Origin of the sequence: Helicobacter suis (assembly GCF_902196125.1) — a bacterium.
In the GTDB taxonomy this organism is placed as follows: domain Bacteria; phylum Campylobacterota; class Campylobacteria; order Campylobacterales; family Helicobacteraceae; genus Helicobacter; species Helicobacter suis_B.
Genome location: NZ_CABIKG010000007.1, coordinates 24560 through 42018, shown reverse-complemented (window position 1 = coordinate 42018; position 17459 = coordinate 24560). Strand labels below are relative to the sequence as shown.

Sequence of the window (17459 nt, the reverse complement as noted above, 5' to 3'; positions counted from 1 at the left end):
CATTTTACCCCAAACTTACTAAGGATTAAAATTTTTCATGGGGCAGAAGAGGGCTTGATCTTGTATACTTGCACTTTTGGTGCTAGTAAGGAGTTGGCATGCGTTTTTTAGTTTTAGGGATTTTATGGGTAAGTTTGTGTTTTGGCGCAGAGATAAGAGTAGCCGTAGCGGCTAATTTAACTCAGGCAATGCAGGCAATTAAAAGTGCTTTTTTAAAAAAGCATAGCGGACAGGTGCTTTTAAGTTTTGGTTCTTCTGGGCATTTTTTTAACCAAATTACACAAGGCGCGCCTTTTGATTTGTTTATCAGTGCAGATAAAGAGCGGCCGTTAAGATTACAACAAGAAAAGTACACGCCCTACCCTGTTAAAGTGTATGCTAGGGGAGTTTTGGTGCTTTGGAGTAAACAAGAAAATATCCACTCTTTAGAGGCATTGCAAGGTTCTTTTAAACATCTAGCCATTGCTAATCCTAATTTAGCCCCTTATGGGCGCGCGAGTATGGAGGTCTTGCAAAAATTAAATCTAGTTGATGCTTTGGAGCTTAAAATCGTGCAAGCAGGTTCTATTTCTCAAGCAACCCAGTATGTACAAAGTGGGGCGGCTAAACTAGGTTTTAGTGCGCTCTCATTAATGGATAAAAACAGCCATTATTTTATTGTGCCTAAAGAGTATTATAGCCCTATTGAGCAGGCAATGGTGCTCACTAAAGAGGGTGGGGAAAATCCCCTTGCACGGGCACTAGAGGATTTTATTTTAAGTAAAGAGGGGCAAACAATCTTAAAAAATTATGGCTATTTGGTAGAAGAACTTGCAGAGTGAATTTTTAAACACTCTCTTTCTTACCTTTAAGCTTGCCACCCTTACAACTCTTGTTTTACTCCCTATTGGGCTTATCTTAGGGGTTTATTTAGCTAATCAAAGGGGTTTATTTAAAACCTTTATAGAGACGCTAACTTGGATGCCCCTAGTTTTACCCCCCACTGTTTTAGGCTTTTATCTGTTGATTCTTTTTGCGCCAAGCAGTGTTTTAGGGGCGTTTTTAGAAAAATATTTGCATTTAAAGTTGGTTTTTAGTTTTAGTGGATTGGTGTTTGCTAGTGTGATTTTTTCTTTGCCTTTCATGGTTAATCCTATCCAAAATGCGCTTACAAATCTATCTCCCTCGCTTAAAGAAGCTAGCTACACTTTGGGAAAGGGTAAACTTTATACTTTCTTTTGCGTGCTTTTACCCAATATTAAACCCGCGCTTTTAATGGCCTGTATCACCACCTTTGCCCACACAATCGGGGAGTTTGGGGTGGTGATGATGGTAGGCGGAGACATTGAGGGGCAAACCCGCGTAGCTAGTATTGCCATTTTTATACAAGCAGAGGCCAATAACTTACAAATTGCCCACCAGTATGCTGCAATTTTAAGCGGAATTAGTTTTCTACTTCTTTTTACCATGCTACTTAAGCGCCGTGTAGGTCTGTCTACCATTTAGAATTTTTGTGTTAGAATAGGGGTTAAATCATTAAAAGGTTGCGTGATGATACAAAAAGCGCGTGTGAAGTCTATTAAGGGTTTATTAAAAAAAAATACCCCCTTATATCTTTGTGTTGGATTGGCTTTGATCGGGTCTGGATGTGGCTGGTTTAGAAAACCCGGTGTTACACAGCTTATCCCACCCTCAGCCACAGGTCTTCAAGCCCCTATCTATCCCCCCACTACTTTTAACAACGGCCGTAGCCGTTCCATGCCTGTTTTCCCTAAATCCCCACAGATTGAAACGCGTTTTGATAATTCTTCTCAAAATGTAACCCCCCCCACTGCTGGGACAAATGCAATTATCCCAAATAGCCCCATTCTAACCCCTACTAATGTTATTGAATTAAGCGCTGTGGGCATGGGTGTAGCCCCTGAATCAACTATTTCTCCTTCTCAGGCTTTGGCTTTAGCCAAACGAGCGGCCATTGTTGATGGTTACCGCCAACTAGGCGAAAAAATGTATGGGATTAGAGTTAATGCTACCGATACGGTTAAAGACATGATCTTACAAAACTCTGTGATTAAAACTAAAGTTAATGCGTTGATTCGCAATGCCGAGATCACAGAAACGATCTATAAAGATGGTTTATGCCAAGTGAGCATGGAGCTTAAACTTGATGGGCGTATCTGGTATAATGTCTTTAATAATATCCGCGGGTAATTAGGCGTTTGTGTGCTAAGAAAGCTTTTAGCGCTAATACTTTTTGGGGTGTTAATGAGTGCTTGCCACCACCAAGTTAAACCTAAAAAGCCTCATAAGGTCCATAAACCTAAACCTAATAAACCTCATAAGCCTAAAAAACCTAAGAAGCCTAAAAAATCCCATAAAAAAGTCTTTATTAAAAAGAGCGCTGCAGAGCGCAAAGCAGAACAACAAGCCCAAATTAAAAAAGAGTTAGCTAAGTTTAAACTCATTTATATTTATACTCCGGTGTTTCGCTTTTATGATTATGGAACCATTGGGCATAATAAAGAGGGGGATTTAGAATTAGTGCTTTATAAGCTAAGCAAGTACTTTGGAAACATCGTGATTAAGAAAAACTACATTTGTTTTTCGGGTACTTGTAGCGCTAAATGGGTTGCAGCTAGGGATATGTTTGGTGAGGTGAGTTATGGTGATCTCTTTGATGATATTGTGCTAGGGCGCGATATTTTCCAAGGCATTGGTAAACAAATCCAGCCTAATGGGGTGTTGTTACAGCGTTTTATAGAAAATGGGCAAATGATTTATTATGAGCGCAGTCCTGAAAAAATCCTCTTTCAGAACATGACAACCGGCGTGGCGATTGTGATTCAACCTTATCATCCTCAGTGATTTTAGGGAGTTTTCTTGCATTTACGGTTTTTATGCCCTCTCTTACCAGTTTTTCTAGGCGCTAATGGTTTTCAGATCTCCCAGCAAAGCCTTAATGGTACCGCTTTAGATTCAGCCTATATTGCCGGAGCCAGAGGAGCAGATGCGAGTTATTATAACCCGGCTAACATGGGTTTTGAAAACGATTGGGGGGAAAACCGTAGCGAGTTTGAAATCACTAGCACGGTGATTAATATCCCCGCCTTTAAATTCATGGTCCCTACAAGTAATCAAGGGCTTTACTCAGAAACAACGCTTAAAGTGAATAAATCTCAGGAAAATATGGCACAAATTGCACAAGATTTAGGGCTTGGCAGTCTGGCGAATGCAATTTTGCATCATCTGGTAAATAATGGTATACAAGATGTAAAACAACTTATCCAAGATTTGCAGAATATGACTAACCAAAAGGTGATCACAGTGGCCTCTTTGCCTAGTAATCAAGTTGTACCCGGTTGGACGGGTACAACTAATTTTGTTTTGCCTAAATTCTTTTATAAGAGCCGTACCCATAATGGTTTTACCTTTGGGGGGAGTTTTACGGCTCCCTCGGGTCTTGGCATGAAATGGCATGGAGCAGGGGGTGAGTTTTTACGCGATGTGTTTATCATGATGGTCCAAGTAGCCCCTAGCATTAGTTATACCATTGGCCAACGCTTTTCTATTGGCCTTGCAGCACGCGGGCTTTATGCCACCGGGAGTTTTAATAATACCGTTTATGTACCCTTACATGGGGCTTCTGTGCTAAGTGGAAATCAAATTGTGGGTTTGCCTAATAATGTTTTTAGTGGCCAAGTACCCTCTAGTATGCGTGAAAAATTAGCACAAATTGGCGATCAGGCTGCTGCTAATTGTACCCCTAACATGGATCAAAACGGACCAGCATGCATGCAATATTACAATCAGCTTAAGAATGTGATGCGGGATAGCGGATTACAAGAGGCGATCTCAGATTTATACGGCACTTCTAAAGTGGTACAATCTAGTAATGGGAGTTCTTGGGGTGGGGGGTATAAATTAGGGGCTAGTTTGAAAGTCTTTGATCATGGCATGTTTTCGGTGGTGTATAACAGCAGTGTTACTTTTAATATGCATGGCAATTTAACGGCTCTAACCCAGCTAGGGCCTAGTTTAGGTAATGTGCTTACTAAGGGGAGTTTAAATATCAATGTTTCTTTACCTGAAATTCTCAATGTAGCCTATGCCCATGAGTTTTTCAAACACCATTTGCGTATTGAGGGGGTGTATGAGCGCACCTTTTGGAGTCAGGGGAATAAATTTTTAGTTACGCCAGATTTTGCTAATGCGAGTTATCAAGGCGTGGGGGGCACGGTGCAATATTTAAGTTCTGAGACTCTTAAAAAAATGGTAGGGCTAGCAGATTTTAGCGGGGTGATGAATATGGGAGCAGGCTGGAGAGATACCAATACTTTTAGACTTGGCGCAACTTACATGAGCCGTAGTTTACGCCTCATGGGAGCTCTTGCTTACGATCAAGCCCCTAGCCCTCAAGATGCTATTGGCATTCCTGATTCTAATGGCTATGCAATTGCCTTTGGTGCTAAGTATAATTTTAGAGGCTTTGATATTGGTTGGGGGGGTACTTTTATCTTTAAGAGTAATCGCAACAGTTACTACCAGTCTAATAACTTAGGGCAGTTGCGTATCTTTTCTGCCTCTTTGGGTTACCGCTGGTAGCCTTTGATTTGCTAAACTCTATGAAATTTGATAGGAGAAGATCATGCCTGTTTCTAGTCTTTATATGAAAAACCGTATCCGCGGTAAAATCTCTTTGCATGAAAGAGGAGAGGGTAAATACCGTGTACATTTTGGAGCTAAAGATGTGGTGGTGCAAGCTAAATGCCTTGCTAGTGAAGTAGAGGACCACCAAGAAGATGATGAAATCACCATTGTTCTTAAAGTATTAGAGGTGCTTATCCCTAATTTTACACAACAACTCAAATTAGACCCTATGGCTTTTACAGGGCGGATTTTAAGCATTAAACCTGATTCTAAAGAACCCCAAATGCGGCGCGTTGAAGTTAGTTTACATGATTGTAGTGTGGATTTTGTTTTAGATCAGGGGTTTATTGATCTCTATCATTTAAGCAATGGCAAAGAATTAGTGCTTTTTTGTAAACCTGAACACACCACTTTTTATTAAGAGGCTAAGTCTATTAAAGATCAATGTTTTGGTTAAATTGAAAACACCCTAGCAAGCCTTATCTAAGGTGATCTTTTATTATTTTTTGGTTATGATTCTGGCTTGTGAAATGTAATGGGAGTAGAATATGCAAGTTCCCTATAAGGGCAAAACAAATAGCGCGGTGGTTTGGGCTTTGTGGATTGTAGGGATCGTGCTGTTTGTTTTATTAGGCTTAGAAACTATCTGTGTTAAAGAAAAGCACGCTTTTATACAAAATTTAGATGCGTTTTTTATCTCTTTAATTCGCTCCCACCCCTCCCCTACACAAAGCCATCTTTGGTTATCTATCGTACAGGCTAGTACTTGGTTTGCACAGTCTAAACTCACCATTTCTTTAGCCCTGTTAATCGCGCTTTATTGGGTGTTTTTAAAGCGCTATGCTTTGGGGATTTGGTTTTTTAGTAGCGTGCTTTTTGGAGAAATTGCGCTTAAGATTTTTAAAAATGTGATGCAAAGAGCGCGCCCCTCTACTAATGGCATTTTAGCCTTTGCCCATGGTTTTAGTTATCCTAGCGGGCATGCGCTAGCAGCTAGTTTATTTTATGGTTTGTTATTATCGCTTGTGTATTTTGGGCATTTAAACAAAAGTGTTAAGGGGGTAGTGTGCAGTTTTTTATTGTTATGGATTTTATTCATGATGTATGATAGGGTTTATTTGGGCGTGCATTATCCTACTGATGTATTAGGGGGCTTTTTAATGGGTATAGCGTGGGTGTCTTGTTCTATGGGATTTTATCTTGGATATTTAAAACGGCACTAATTTTTAGCTCTTTAGGATAGTTTGTGGATTTTAAGAGTCTACTACAACAGGTTATTAGCTTTTTCTCAAGACTTAATAGAGCACAAAAGATCACAATTGTTACAGCTGTAACGCTTATTGTAGCCTTTTTGGTGTTTCTACTCATTTACCCTACCCATGACAAGGGCGATTTAAGCGGCTATGGAGTCTTATTTGAGGGCATGGATAATAGCGATAATGCTTTAATTCTGCAACATCTCCAACAAAAGCATATTCCTTATAAAATCCCTAAAGAGGACACTATTTTAATCCCTAGAGATCGAATCTATGAAGAGCGCATTTCTCTAGCCTCACAGGGCATTCCAAAGACTAGCAAGGTGGGTTATGAAATCTTTGATATTAAAGACTTTGGGGCAACAGATTTTGATCAAAATATCAAATATATCCGCGCGATTGAAGGGGAACTTAGCCGTACAATTGAAAGCCTTAACCCCATAGAAAAGGCCAATGTACACATTGCTATTCCTAAAGATAGCGTCTTTGTAAGCCATGAAATCCCGCCTACGGCCTCTGTAATGCTTAAAATTAAACCCAACATGCGTCTTTTACCAAGACAAATTATTGGGATTAAAAATCTCATTGCCGCTTCTGTACCTAAACTCACGGTAGAGAATGTTAAATTAGTCAATGAAAATGGCGAGCCTTTAGGAGAAAACGATCAATTAGATAGCACCCGCGAATTAGCCCAAGCCCAGTTGCGCTACAAACAAAACTTTGAAAATATGCTAGAGAGTAAGATCGCCAATATCTTAGCGCCCATTGTAGGCGGGCGGGATAAAGTTGTGGCTAAGGTGAGCGCTGAATTTGATTTTAGCCAGAAAAAAAGCACTAAAGAAACTTTTGATCCAAATAATGTCGTGCGTAGCGAGCAGACAATGGAGGAAAAGAAAGAGGGCTTGCCTAAAAAGCAAGTGGGGGGGGTGCCCGGGGTTGTGAGTAATATTGGGCCTGTGCAAGGAATTGCTAATAACCAACTTCAGGAAAAATATGAAAAATCTACCAACACAACTAATTATGAAGTGGGTAAAATGGTTAGTGAAATTAAAGGTGAGTTTGGGGTACTCACGCGCCTTAATGCGGCCGTTGTGGTAGATGGCAAATACCAAAAGGTTAATAAAAATGGAACAGAGAGCATGGAGTATGTAGCGCTTTCTGCTGCTGAAATGGATCAGATCAATGCGCTAGTTAAACAGGCCATTGGCTATAACCAGAATCGAGGCGATGCGGTTACGGTGAGCAATTTTGAGTTTAACGCTAAATCTACAAAATATGTACCCATGAGTGCGTATGAAAGAGTTGTAGCCACTACAGAAAAGGTATTAGGTCCTTTTTCCTCCCTCTTTAAATATATTATCGTTGGGTTGGTACTCTATGTCTTTTATAAAAAGATCATTACGCCCTTTAGCCAGCGCATGCTAGAAATCCAGCCTGATGAGGAGGAACAAGTACAATCCCTTTTTGCTACCGAAGAAGAAGACGATGAGGAGGTAGATAAATTTGGTGAAATGCGTAAAAAAGTAGAAGATCAACTAGGTTTGAGTGCAAGCTTTGATGAGGAAGATGTGAAGTATGATATTATGCTAGAGCGGGTACGCCATTCTTTAAAAGAAAAACCCGAAGAGATCGCCTCTATGTTTAAATTGCTGATTAAAGATGAGGTTGCTATTACGAATACTAAGGAAAAATAATGGCTAAGCTAACTCCTAGACAGAAATCACAATTAGACGAATTTACCATGTCTGAAAAGATCGCTATTTTGCTCATTCAGGTGGGCGAGGAAGCGACGGCGGGGATTTTACGCCATTTAGATGTGGATTCCATTACTGAGATTAGTAAGCAAATTGTCCAGCTTAATGGCACAGATAAGGCCATCGGCGCGGCGGTTTTAGAAGAATTCTTTGCCATTTTACAATCCAACCAATACATTAACACCGGCGGGATTGAATATGCTAGAGAACTTTTAATTAAAGCCTTAGGGCCTGAGCAGGCTAAAATTATTTTAGAAAAACTAAGCCGCAGTTTACAAACCCAGAAAAATTTCTCTTATCTAGGGCGCATTAAACCCCAACAACTAGCCGACTTTATTATCAACGAACACCCCCAAACTATTGCGCTAATCTTAGCCCATATGGAATCGCCTAATGCCGCTGAAACTTTGAGTTTCTTCCCAGATGACATGAAAGCGGAGGTGAGTATTAGAATGGCGAGTTTAGGCGATATTTCGCCCCAAGTGGTTAAGCGGGTTTCTACTGTGCTAGAAAATAAACTAGAAGCGCTCACTAGTTATAAAGTAGAAGTAGGGGGCTTGCGTGCGGTGGCTGAAATCTTTAACCGCTTAGGCCAAAAGGCGGCTAAAACCACCCTTGCGCGCATTGAAAATATTGATGCTAAATTAGCTAATGATATTAAAGAGATGATGTTTACCTTTGAGGATATTAGTAGTCTTGATAACTTTGCAATCCGTGAAATCCTTAAAGTGGCGGATAAAAAAGATCTCACCTTAGCCCTTAAAACCTCTACTGAAGAGTTAAAAACTAAGTTTTTAAGCAACATGAGTAGCCGCGCTAGCGATCAATTTATTGAGGAAATGGCGTATTTGGGAGCGGTTAAAATTAAAGATGTTGAATCGGCACAACGCAAAGTTATTGAAATTGTCCAGTCTCTAGCCGAAAAAGGCGTGATCCAAATGGGTGGCGAGGAAGATATTGTTGAATAACTTAGGCGATGAAAATTTAATCCCTAAGGAGGACCTTGAAAAACATAGCATTAGAAAATACACCTTTAAATCCTTAGCCGATCTGGCTACTGAAACACCGGAGGAAAAAAAGCAAAAGAGAGAAGATAAGCAAGAGTTAGAAGAAGAATCAGATGCGCCGGTTGTGCGCTCTATCCAGCAAGAAAACGATCTCATTGAGTGTTTGTTAAAAAAAACAGATGAACTTTCTAGCCATCTGGCTAAATTACAAATGCAGTTTGAAAAAACCCAAGAGGAAAACCAACAGCTTATCCAGCAAACTAGAGAGGATAGCTATAAAATTGGTTTTAAAGAGGGCGAGGAGAAGGCTAAAAATGATCTAAACGCTAGCATTGATGCAGAAAAAAAACATCTTTTACAATCTATTACCACTATTGATCAAACTATGCAGCAATCACAAGGCCATTTAGAAACTTTAGAGAAAGAATTAAGCGCAATTGCTGTTGAAATTGCTAAAGAAGTGATTGTTAAAGAAGTGGAACAAAAAAGCCAAGAAGTGGCCTTAGCCTTAGCTAAGGAACTGCTCAAAAATATCATGGACGCCACAGATATTTGCATGAAAGTTAACACTTTAGATTACCCCTTTCTCTTACAAAACCTTAAAGACCTACCCAAGATCAAACTTGAGCCTAGCGATGCCATTGCTAAAGGTGGGGTACTGATTAGCAGTTCTCAGGGTAATATTGATGGGAATTTAATGGCGCGCTATAAAAACCTTAAAGAAAGCGTGCTGGATAATTTAAAGGTCTAATATGGCAGAGTTAGAAGTCTTTCAAAAGGATATAGCAGATTTAAAGCGGGTTTGTGCGCTAATTAGAGAGCGGATTTTAGAGGTGGTGAGTGCTAATGGCGGGCATTTAAGTTCTTCTTTGGGGGCAATTGAGCTTATTGTGGGGTTACATAGCGTCTTTGATAAAGATAAACACCCCTTCATTTTTGATACCAGCCACCAAGCCTACGCGCATAAACTTTTAACAGGGCGCTTTGAAAGCTTTGCTACTTTGCGCCAAATTGGAGGGTTAAGTGGGTTTGTTCACCCCAGTGAATCGCCCTATGATTATTTTATTGCCGGGCATAGCTCAACGGGGATCTCTTTAGGTGTGGGGGTGGCTAAGGCCTATGCACTTAAGGGGATTACTTCTGTACCTGTGGTGGTGGTAGGAGATGGGAGTTTGAGCGCAGGGCTTGCCTATGAAGCTTTAGATGAGCTAGGCGATCGCAAATACCCGCTTGTGATTATACTCAATGACAATGAAATGAGTATTGCCAAACCCATAGGGGCCATTAGTAATGCCCTCTCTCAGTTAATGGCACGCCCCCTTTATCAGTCTTTTCGCGATAAGATCAAGACTATTTTAAAATCCATGCCAGATAGCGTGAGTTATTTAGCTAATCGCTTTGAAGAATCGCTTAAACTCATCACCCCCGGGATTTTATTTGAAGAACTAGGCATTAATTATATGGGTCCTCTTGATGGGCATGATTTAGAGGCCATTATTCAGGCACTTAAGCTAGCTAAAGAGACTAAGGGGCCTTTAATAATCCATGCCCAAACCACAAAGGGTAAGGGCTATGAAATTGCTGAGGGCAAATACGAAAAATGGCATGGGGTGGGCCCCTTTGATTTAAAAACAGGCGAAAGTCTTAAGAGTGTATCCCAAGTGATGAGCCCTACAGAGGTGTATTCTCAAACCCTTTTAGAGTTAAGCGCTCAAGATGAAAAAATCGTAGGCGTTACGGCGGCTATGCCGGGGGGTACGGGTCTTGGCAAACTCATAGATGCCTACCCTACGCGTTTTTGGGATGTAGCCATTGCTGAACAACATGCTATAACTTCTATGGCGGCTCTAGCTAAAGAGGGTTTTAAACCCTTTGTAAGCATTTACTCTACTTTTTTACAACGCGCCTTTGATCAAATAGTGCATGATGTGGGGATTATGTCCTTGCCTGTTAAATTTGCCATTGATCGGGCTGGCATTGTAGGCGAAGATGGCGAAACCCATCAAGGTTTATTAGACCTTGCCTATTTGCGCCCTATTCCTAGCATGACTTTATTAGCCCCACGAGATAATGCCACCCTCAAACAGGCTATTACTTTTGCTAAAGATCACCAAAGTGGCCCCTGTGCTTTTAGATACCCTAGAGGATCGTTTTTATTACCAGAAGATATTTTTAAAGCTAAACCCTTTATATACGGGGAATGTGAGTTACTTTTAAGTGAGGGGGATATTTTATTTGTAGGCTATGGGAATGGGGTAGGGCGGGCTTATCAGACTTTAAAATTACTAGAGAGTAAGGGGCTTAAAATTGCGCTTTTAGATCTGCGCTTTTTAAAACCCCTAGATAGCGCGCTGAAAGAAATTTTACCCCGTTATACACAAATTTATGTTTTTAGCGATACCTATTTAATAGGCGGTGTGGCTAGTGCGCTTTTAGAATTCATGGCAGATAGCCCCATTGCGCTTACAAGCTTTGAACTGGGTGATTTTTATATCCCCCATGGTAATACAGGTTTAATAGAACAATCTTTACAAATTGATCCAACCAGTCTAGCAAAACGAGTTTTAGAGAAAAATATATAATCTTAGTAACAAACAACAGTAATTCAAAAATTCCTTTAACACTATCTACAGATGTGATCTATTCAGGGTTTAGTAAGTATTTATGGAGCGGTTATATCCATCTTAAATCTTTATCTAGTAGTGTTAGAAGAGTTAAACAGCGTATATAGCCTACCTAATTAATCAAGTAGACCCCAATATTAAAATGCTTTTTCAAGCAAAACCTTACCCCAGCTAGATTGTAGTCAGCCCAATACCTTTAGTTTTTCACCCACAACTATCAAAAAATATATAGAGGAACACCACCTTAACAGCCAAAGGTGGTCATTGGTTTTAGAAAAATAAAGGAAAAGACTAGAGCTAAACCCCCATTCTTTGTGCGACCCGATCGCTAGCAGCCTTGATTTTCTCCATTAAATTCTTAGTCTCATAGGAGAGATCCACAGTCTTTTGGGATTCTTGCGTACCAGCGGTGATGTCAGTTACTACTTGAGAGGTAACCTCGCGGATTTGGCTAATAATGGCAGAAATTTCAGTAACTGATTTTCCCGTGCGCTCGGCAAGTTTTCTCACCTCATCAGCTACCACCGCAAACCCGCGCCCATGTTCGCCCGCCCGCGCGGCTTCTATGGCGGCATTGAGGGCTAATAAGTTTGTTTGATCGGCGACATCTTTAATCGTCTGTGTGATTGAAGAAATTGAATCAGACTGGGCGCTAAGGGTGTTGACTAAATCGCTATTATTTTTCATGGTGTTAGCGACATTTTGCATATTAGAAGTTGTTTTTTCAATCATTTCGCTTCCATGGTCGGTTAATTGCTGGTTTTCTCTAATCAGTTCAATAACCATGTGGGCTTTTTCCTCTCTATCTGTAACATCCCAAGCAAACTTAATAAATTTATAAATTTCTCCATTTCTATTAAACACCGGGTTATAGCTAGCCTCTAAATACACAACTTTACCCGATTTAGTGAGGCGCTTAAAAGTGCCTCGTGTAAATTGCCCGGATCTTAAACGACTCCAAAAATCTTTATATTCCTGAGATTTGACAAATTCAGGATCGCATAAAATAGAGTGGTGTTTGCCCTGAAGTTCAGAAAGGCTATACTCCATTCTTTTTAAAAAATTCTCATTAGCCGTTATGATATTGCCATTCATATCAAATTCAATCAAAGCCATAGAAGCTAAGCATGCATTATGAACTGCCTGTAAATCGCGATACTCTATAACTTTAGCGCTAACATCTGTAGCGATTTTAACAATTTTAAGTACCTTGCCATTAGCATCTAAAACAGGGTTATAGGTGGCTTCTAAAAACACCTCTTTTCCGCCTTTACCTATGCATTTGGAAGTTTCATGTTTAAATTGCCCTGATCTTAGCTGTGCCCACATTTCTTTATAATCAGGTAAAGCCACCATTTTAGGATCATAAAACATTGAATGATGCTTACCCTTAATTTCCTCCAAGCTATAGCCCATCGCTTTTAAAAAGTTCTCATTAGCGCTAATCACCTTGCCCTCAGTGTCAAATTCAATGAAAACCATAGAACGATTAAGAGCGCTATCAACGGCGTTTAAATATTGGTTTTGCTCCGTGAGTTTAGCGATAGTTTGCAGGTGGGTGTTTTCATCTTTTTCTTTTCTGCTAAAAAATGGCATCTTTTTCCTTTATGCTACTTAACTTAGGGTAGGCTTTTATATTGGGAAAAGTAAGACTTGGCATGCCTACCTTTTTTTTAAAGAAGGCAAAGGTTTTAAACTTCCACCCCCCCCCCCCCCGTTTTGGCTGCGTTTGGCATTTTTATCCTTAAGTTTGAGTTGTACTTAGAATTGTAGCATAAAATCTTTGTGCGCACAGATAAAAGTTCCTAATTTGCATCTATGCGCTACAATATTGAAAAACTAAGGAAAATAAGATGTCTTTTTTTAACCGCATCTGTTTTTTAACCCTCTTTTATTCGGGAAAATTCCCAAAGGGTCCGGGCACAGCTGGGAGTGTAGTCGCTCTTTTTTTAGGTTTGCCTCTTTTGTATGCCTCAGCCAACACGCTTTTTTTATGCGCTATCTTAATAGGGCTCATCGCCATTAAACAAATTGACATTTATGAAGAACAAACTAAAACCCATGATGAAAAATATATTGTCATTGATGAACTAGTGGGCATGTGGATGGCGATGGCTATTGCTGGGTGGGGGTTTTTACCCGTGCTCTTAAGCTTTATTTTCTTTAGACTCTTTGATATTTATAAACCCTCATTCATCGGTAAAATTGATCGCGATGTTAAAGGCGGATTGGGGGTCGTGGGTGATGATGCATTAGCTGGGATTTGTGGGGGACTATGCGCGCTTGTTTTAGTCCATTTGATTAAGGTGTTTTCTTAGAAGTTAATTTTTGGTAAAAAATCAAAAACTCCCACACGCGTGGGGTTTAAAAATGATTAATTTCTCTGAGTGTTGATATACTCCTCATAACTGCCCTTAAAATCAATTATTTTTGCGCCCTTTTTACTAGGCACAAGCTCAATAATGCGGTTAGCATAGGCGCTAATAAGCTCGCGATCATGGCTTACACAAATCACAGCCCCCTCAAATTTATACAGCGCCTCGCCTAGCGCAATGATGGCCTCAAGGTCTAAATGATTAGTAGGCTCATCTAAAATTAAAAAATTTCCCCTCTCTAGCATTAGTTTGCTTAAAACCATGCGGTGTTTCTCGCCCCCACTTAACGCGCTTATACTCTTCTCCTGCTCCGCTCCGCTAAAAAGCATTCTTCCTAAAGCGTTGCGCACCTCTGCACTTTCTATCTTTTTATTAAAGTTAAAAAGCCACTGATACAAACTCTCCTCCCCAAAGATGCTTTCGCCTACATCTTGTGGAAAATACCCCTTTTGCACCGTCGCTCCCCATGTAACTTCTCCACTATCTGGGGCCAAATCCCCGATTAAAATTTTACACAGCGTACTTTTACCTACCCCATTGGGCCCAATGAGTGCGATTTTATCCTGCGGGGCAACTTTTAGACTCACCTTTTCAAGTACCACTAAATCCGCATATTTTTTACAAATCTGTGTGCACTCTAGCGCCTCGTTGCCAATGAGCCGACTGGGTTTAAACACGATACTAGGATCGCGCCTACTAGAAACTTGTATACTCTCAATGTCTAATTTTTCTAATTGCTTTTGGCGGCTAGTGGCTTGTCTGGCTTTGCTAGCATTGGCTGAAAAGCGCGCGATGAAGCGCTCCAATTCCTCTTTTTCTTTAAGTTTTTTATTGCGCTCGGCTTCTTTTTGTTTGGCAATCAAAGTAGAGGCGATGTACCAATCATCATAATTGCCACTAAACTCTCTAAGTGTATTAAAATCCAAGTCTAAAATATGGGTGCAAACGGCGTTAAGAAAGTGGCGATCGTGGCTGATAAGAACCATCGTGCCCTCATGGCGTTTTAAATTTTCCTCTAACCAAGCAATGGCGTTTAAATCTAGGTTGTTGGTGGGTTCATCTAAAAGTAAAATATCTGGCTTAGGAAAAAGCACCTGAGCAAGCAAAATCTTAAATTTATCACTACTTGGCAAACTTTGCATCAGATCGTTATGGCGGCTAGCAGGAATGCCTAAATCCTCTAAGATCTTTTCTACCACCACCTCGCACTCATATAGCGGGTCCTCCTGCACACAGATCATCTCTAGCGCAGCGAGGCGCTCGTTGATTACAGGATCGTTTAAATCTGCGCTATCGTATAGATGTTGCTTTTCTTTTAGAGCCTCATAGAGGGTTTTATTGCCAAGAAGCACCACATCTTTAAGGCTAAAATTTTCAAAGGCGTACTGATCTTGGCCTAAAACCCCACTTTTAAGTCCCGCATCTAGTACAACCTCCCCGCTACTTGGCTCAATTTCTCCGGCTAAAATCTTTAAAAAAGTACTCTTACCCGCTCCATTAGCCCCAATGAGTCCATAGCGTTTGTGCGCGTCTAACTTGAGATTGACATTTTCAAAAAGCTTTTTAGTGGCATAGCGCATGCCTAGATTAATGGTTTGTAACATGTTAATCCTGATGGTGTTTTTGTGAAGATGAGTATAACTACTTTTGGCGAAAATAAACTTTTTTAATGCCATATAAAAGAGTGATAAGCGCTCCTAGTGCAAAGAGGCCAGCAAAGATACCATTAAGTTCTGCATACAAATAGCGCGCCACAAGCCCCCCTACAAGAGAGGCAAAGGTGATTCCTACATTAAAAGAACTTTCATTTAGCGCGATGGTGTCATTTTTTGTATCTGGTGTAAAGGTGCGCGCTAGATAGCTACTTAGCATTTTAAGCGGCGCAATCAGAGCACAACCAAAGAATCCAAAAGCCATGATATTTGTAACTAATATACTTTTTGAAAAGCTATGGGTAAAACTCATGGCACTCAAACAAAACATCTGCACGGTTAATAAAAAGCGCAATGCTGAAAAAGAACCTTTTGAGTCTGTAAGTCTACCCCCAAATAAATTTCCAAAAATGGCGGCTATTCCAAAGCCCAGATAAACATTTGCAATCTCATCTGGACTAAAATCATGTTGTTCTAGCAAGATACGCAAATAAATATAGACAACAAACATAGAGCCACATGAAAGTGCGGTTACTACAAAACCTTGACAGATATGGATATATTTAAAGGCAATGCCTAAGTTTTTAAAATTTGCCTGTTTACTGCTAAGTTTTGGCATCACAAAAAATGCAAGAAGTGCCACTAAAAAGCTTAAACTAGCAATTAAGAGGAAGGGGGATAAAAGCCCGTAGTTTTTGGATAAAAGAATACCAATAGGTACACCTGTTACAAGGGCAATGGTGAGCCCACTTGCCATAAGGCTTAATGCCATGCTTGTTTTTGATTTGGGCGCAACTTTAATACTAATAATCGTGGCGATGACAAAGAATAAGCCATGCATAAGGCCGCTAATAAAACGCGCAAAAAGCGCTACCCATAGGGTATTACTCAAAAACACAGCGGCATTTGAAAGACAAAATACAGAAAGGGTAAATACAAGCTGGTTTCTATAATTCCATGAGGAAATAAGTACGCTAACAATAGGCGCACCCACCACCACACCACAGGCATAAAAAGTTGCTAGATTTCCTGCCTCACTATTAGACACGCCATAATACACGCTTAGACGCGTTAAAATCCCAGAAACAATAAACTCTGCTACCCCAAGACAAAAACTTGAACAAGCCAAAAGCGCGATAATTCTCATATAATGCCGCATGCTACCTCTATTCTTTCACTACAACCCAACTAAACTTAGAGACTTTCATAATTAAAAGCTAAATGATTGTGGCGCATTCTAGCATGCTTTCTATACGCATTGGTGTATGAGCTAATGGAGTTATCTATTATTTAAAGCTGAGGTATAACATCGCCTATATGGCGCAGTTGGTGGAGTTGATCATGTTTGTCGCATACACCTCATTTAAATACCATAGCTCTAGTCTTATAGAATGCTCAAGGTTTTTTTGTTTATTAAGTTGTACATTTCATTTTTCTAGTATTTCTTTTGAAAATACTTCTAGGATTTTCTTACTTGGAATATTGGATATAGACACTATTTTATTAGCCATAACAATGGGCATAAAGGAATTTTGATACATAGCACATTCTAAGGATTTTAAAGTTTCTAAAATATCTTTTAAGGTTAAGAAATCCTTGATATTTGGCTTTTTGATGTAGTTTTGATACTTGATGTTTGGACCAAAGGGAATGGCCACATCTAGCACAAAAGATTGGTTTGTCTTAATAAACATTTTGATGCCAAAATAGGTTCTTTCTCCAAAGGCACTTTTTCTATCACCAGTGATGTACTTTCTGATGTATTTTAGATCGGGCAAAAAGACACTCTCTGCTAGAATCTTAGAGTCTAAAGCTCTTACATGATCTACAAACTCACCGCTTTTATCTAGTCCAATCCAATTAACATAGCCCGCATGTTCTTTTAATGATCGCTCATAAAGAAATTGCAAAAATGGCCGCACAGTCTCAGAGGCAAAATTATCTAGCCTGCTAAAAAGGGCTAAAGGTCCGTCTTTAATAAAAAGGATTTTGGACAACCATTGGGTCCCTTGTTCTTTTTCAAACAAATATCTAAACATAGAAAGCATCAGCACAACCTCGCATACACTCATAATATAAGATTGTGCCCCTGTAGCCCCACGGGCTTCATCTATTAAAGTGTGTAGTGCAAGATAATCGGTGATATATACTTTTTCTTGGCAGTT

16 protein-coding genes and 1 pseudogene are annotated in these 17459 nt (G+C 40.0%); 12 read left to right on the top strand and 5 right to left on the bottom strand.

Annotated features, from left to right (window positions below):
- Positions 1 to 98: 98 nt before the first annotated feature.
- From modA to dxs, 11 genes are all read left to right on the top strand, one after another.
- The gene (modA, locus tag G6Q00_RS03655; RefSeq protein WP_163532055.1) at positions 99 to 821 is read left to right on the top strand and encodes a molybdate ABC transporter substrate-binding protein; all 723 of its coding nucleotides are present in this window, start codon (positions 99 to 101) and stop codon (positions 819 to 821) included.
- The gene (gene modB / locus G6Q00_RS03650) at positions 811 to 1485 is read left to right on the top strand and encodes a molybdate ABC transporter permease subunit (RefSeq protein WP_163532054.1); all 675 of its coding nucleotides are present in this window, start codon (positions 811 to 813) and stop codon (positions 1483 to 1485) included. Before modA ends, modB begins: the two co-directional genes overlap by 11 nt.
- Before the next feature lie 45 nt (positions 1486 to 1530).
- Positions 1531 to 2190 carry an LPP20 family lipoprotein gene (locus tag G6Q00_RS03645; RefSeq protein ID WP_163532053.1) on the top strand — a complete coding sequence of 220 codons (660 nt, stop codon included), beginning with the start codon at positions 1531 to 1533 and terminating at the stop codon, positions 2188 to 2190.
- Between the two features lie 12 nt (positions 2191 to 2202).
- Positions 2203 to 2844 (top strand): hypothetical protein, encoded by a 642-nt coding sequence (locus tag G6Q00_RS03640; protein WP_163532052.1) that lies wholly within the window; start codon positions 2203 to 2205, stop codon positions 2842 to 2844.
- A 15-nt stretch (positions 2845 to 2859) separates the two neighbouring features.
- On the top strand, positions 2860 to 4581 hold the full coding sequence (locus G6Q00_RS03635; RefSeq protein ID WP_163532051.1) for an OmpP1/FadL family transporter: 1722 nt from the start codon (positions 2860 to 2862) through the stop codon (positions 4579 to 4581).
- Positions 4582 to 4624: 43 nt separating this feature from the next.
- Positions 4625 to 5047, top strand: coding sequence for a hypothetical protein (locus tag G6Q00_RS03630; RefSeq protein WP_163499133.1), 423 nt, complete (start codon positions 4625 to 4627; stop codon positions 5045 to 5047).
- A gap of 127 nt (positions 5048 to 5174) precedes the next feature.
- Positions 5175 to 5849 carry a phosphatase PAP2 family protein gene (locus G6Q00_RS03625; RefSeq protein WP_163532050.1) on the top strand — a complete coding sequence of 225 codons (675 nt, stop codon included), beginning with the start codon at positions 5175 to 5177 and terminating at the stop codon, positions 5847 to 5849.
- Between the two features lie 23 nt (positions 5850 to 5872).
- Complete coding sequence (gene fliF, locus G6Q00_RS03620; protein ID WP_163499135.1) at positions 5873 to 7576, top strand: flagellar basal-body MS-ring/collar protein FliF; 1704 nt, start codon at positions 5873 to 5875, stop codon at positions 7574 to 7576.
- Positions 7573 to 8604 (top strand): flagellar motor switch protein FliG, encoded by a 1032-nt coding sequence (gene fliG, locus G6Q00_RS03615; RefSeq protein WP_205426486.1) that lies wholly within the window; start codon positions 7573 to 7575, stop codon positions 8602 to 8604. The genes fliF and fliG overlap by 4 nt, the downstream gene beginning before the upstream one ends.
- The gene (gene fliH, locus G6Q00_RS03610; protein ID WP_163499168.1) at positions 8597 to 9394 is read left to right on the top strand and encodes a flagellar assembly protein FliH; all 798 of its coding nucleotides are present in this window, start codon (positions 8597 to 8599) and stop codon (positions 9392 to 9394) included. The genes fliG and fliH overlap by 8 nt, the downstream gene beginning before the upstream one ends.
- Position 9395: 1 nt before the next feature.
- Positions 9396 to 11225, top strand: a complete 1830-nt coding sequence (gene dxs, locus G6Q00_RS03605) for a 1-deoxy-D-xylulose-5-phosphate synthase (protein WP_163532049.1) — start codon at positions 9396 to 9398, stop codon at positions 11223 to 11225.
- 339 nt (positions 11226 to 11564) lie between these two features.
- Here the strand turns inward: dxs and G6Q00_RS08555 are convergent, their stop codons facing one another.
- A complete protein-coding gene (locus G6Q00_RS08555; RefSeq protein ID WP_240329599.1) occupies positions 11565 to 11954 on the bottom strand; it encodes a methyl-accepting chemotaxis protein in 390 nt (129 codons plus the stop codon).
- Between the two features lie 117 nt (positions 11955 to 12071).
- Positions 12072 to 12749, bottom strand: a pseudogene (locus G6Q00_RS08550) (PAS domain-containing protein); the annotation flags it as partial.
- A 371-nt stretch (positions 12750 to 13120) separates the two neighbouring features.
- Here G6Q00_RS08550 and G6Q00_RS03595 point away from each other — a divergent pair.
- Positions 13121 to 13585, top strand: coding sequence for a phosphatidylglycerophosphatase A family protein (locus tag G6Q00_RS03595; protein ID WP_163532047.1), 465 nt, complete (start codon positions 13121 to 13123; stop codon positions 13583 to 13585).
- 56 nt (positions 13586 to 13641) lie between these two features.
- On the opposite strand, the gene G6Q00_RS03590 is transcribed toward G6Q00_RS03595, so the two are convergent.
- From G6Q00_RS03590 to G6Q00_RS08545, 3 genes are all read right to left on the bottom strand, one after another.
- Complete coding sequence (locus G6Q00_RS03590) at positions 13642 to 15246, bottom strand: ABC-F family ATP-binding cassette domain-containing protein (protein ID WP_163532046.1); 1605 nt, start codon at positions 15244 to 15246, stop codon at positions 13642 to 13644.
- A gap of 37 nt (positions 15247 to 15283) precedes the next feature.
- Positions 15284 to 16453, bottom strand: a complete 1170-nt coding sequence (locus G6Q00_RS03585) for an MFS transporter (protein WP_163532045.1) — start codon at positions 16451 to 16453, stop codon at positions 15284 to 15286.
- Between the two features lie 268 nt (positions 16454 to 16721).
- Positions 16722 to 17366 (bottom strand): hypothetical protein, encoded by a 645-nt coding sequence (locus tag G6Q00_RS08545; RefSeq protein ID WP_346265329.1) that lies wholly within the window; start codon positions 17364 to 17366, stop codon positions 16722 to 16724.
- Positions 17367 to 17459 lie beyond the last annotated feature (93 nt).